We start from the raw sequence: 1,672 nt of genomic DNA on the forward strand, positions 1-1,672 counted from the left end.
ACACCTCATTGTCATGTTAATAACATTAGCAGGCTTTTGACGTGTCCGGAATTATCATGCCACGACACTTCACTCAGTGTCGTTATCTCAGTAATACACTTGCCGGATATATCATTCTTTCCCATTACTCTGCCCCAAACCATGGCAATCAGACCAACCCAACCAACTCAATAGAACCATCCGATAAATTGTCTGTTTATTAACCCACATGCCATAACTTCGCACACTCAATAATGGTCATTTCCCTTGGATATCTATCTTTGATGCCAATGATCCTAATAGACTGACTGCTATTTTCCAGTAATTCTTTTAATAACCTTAGACGATTAGTTTTAACAATCTCAATTATTATTTCTTATACTAAATTATTCTAATAGATATTTAAATTCTTTCACTGTTTCTGCTGTATATAGTGTGTCGATACCTGTATATTATATTGAGCTTCAAATTGCCAACCACATGTCTCTATAGATATTCCTATTAAGATAGATTTTTAACCCATTCATTTACATTAATTTAGAAATACAGAGCAACCGCATGAATGCTTAAATATCACCCAAATTAGAAAATCCCGCTTGTAATACTTGTTCCAGAAATTGCGTTTTCATCCAGGCTCGCATACGTTTCTTTCTTATACTTAATTTGCTGCCTTCTTGTTTCAGTATATTCAATGCAATTCGCCTCAATATCGCGATATTTTCCGCTGCATTTTCTCGATAAATCTGACAATCATCCTCGTGAAAAGTCGCATCCAATACCCAATGGAGATTATTCTCAATACGCCAATGCCTGCGTACTGCCTGTGCGAAATTTTCTTCTGTCAATGGGGCTGAGCTGATGTAATAGTGATACTCCAGACTTGGCGATTGACCTTTTTCTTGCCGGTAACCGATGGCAACACCGAGTGTTTTTAATTCCGGCCAGGCGGGAAATTCCGCTTGAAGTGTATCGGCGGCTGATAACATGATTCTCCCTGAGTTCAAGGCGTCCATGCGCTTGTTCCAAAATGATTTTTTCTCTTACCGAAGGCGCAATACGCTGGGCCTCTAACACCTTTTGAACCGCCCTGTGGAGATGTTTTTGGTTATCTTTGACACTGAACAAATAATCCGCGCCAGCATCAAGGAGTTCCTGGGCTATCTGGGTCTGACACCCCATGGCATCAATAGAAACTCGCGCCCCTTTTAGGTCTAACAATTTAATCAGCTCGGGGATTGCCGTGATTTCATTGGACTTTTTTTGTGTCCGAACCTGCCCCATCACCAGTTGGTTCGTGGTGGCATAGGCACTAACCAGATGGAGAGAGGAAAGGCGTTCTTCAGGCGAGCAAGAACCCCGTAATACTTTACCGTCAATGGCCACTAATTCGCTTTGGGTGAGTTCATGAACTGATCGCATCCAGTTAATAAAACAAAGGTTAAACTGTTCTGGGTTAATACGCGAAATAATGCGGGCAAACGTATCATCAACAGGGAAACCTTCTTTAAACATACCTTGTTTCAGGAACCAATCATGATGCCCTTCGGTATATTCCTGAATATCATTCCAGCCTTCTGCGCCCGCAATCACGGCACACAGTGACGCAAACAGAATGTCAAATAAAGGATAGGTGTAGCGGTCAAGAAATCCCGGACATTTTTTTAGCCTCTTTTTCTTGTTTTTCATAAACGGC

At 41.2% G+C, this 1,672-nt stretch carries 3 protein-coding genes; 1 reads left to right on the plus strand and 2 read right to left on the minus strand.

Features of this window, described 5'->3' with window-relative positions; genetic code table 11:
• Positions 1-56 precede the first annotated feature (56 nt).
• Positions 57-203 carry a hypothetical protein gene (locus AB204_RS22930; protein ID WP_161796589.1) on the plus strand — a complete coding sequence of 49 codons (147 nt, stop codon included), beginning with the start codon at positions 57-59 and terminating at the stop codon, positions 201-203.
• A gap of 342 nt (positions 204-545) precedes the next feature.
• Here the strand turns inward: AB204_RS22930 and AB204_RS24080 are convergent, their stop codons facing one another.
• Positions 546-893 carry an ISAs1 family transposase gene (locus AB204_RS24080; protein ID WP_411354729.1) on the minus strand — a complete coding sequence of 116 codons (348 nt, stop codon included), beginning with the start codon at positions 891-893 and terminating at the stop codon, positions 546-548.
• Positions 775-1,672: ISAs1 family transposase (locus tag AB204_RS20000; protein WP_411354728.1), on the minus strand; the 898-nt coding region annotated here is incomplete at its 5' end. The genes AB204_RS20000 and AB204_RS24080, both read right to left, overlap by 119 nt.

Source organism: Xenorhabdus khoisanae (assembly GCF_001037465.1).
Classification (GTDB): Bacteria; Pseudomonadota; Gammaproteobacteria; order Enterobacterales; family Enterobacteriaceae; genus Xenorhabdus; species Xenorhabdus khoisanae.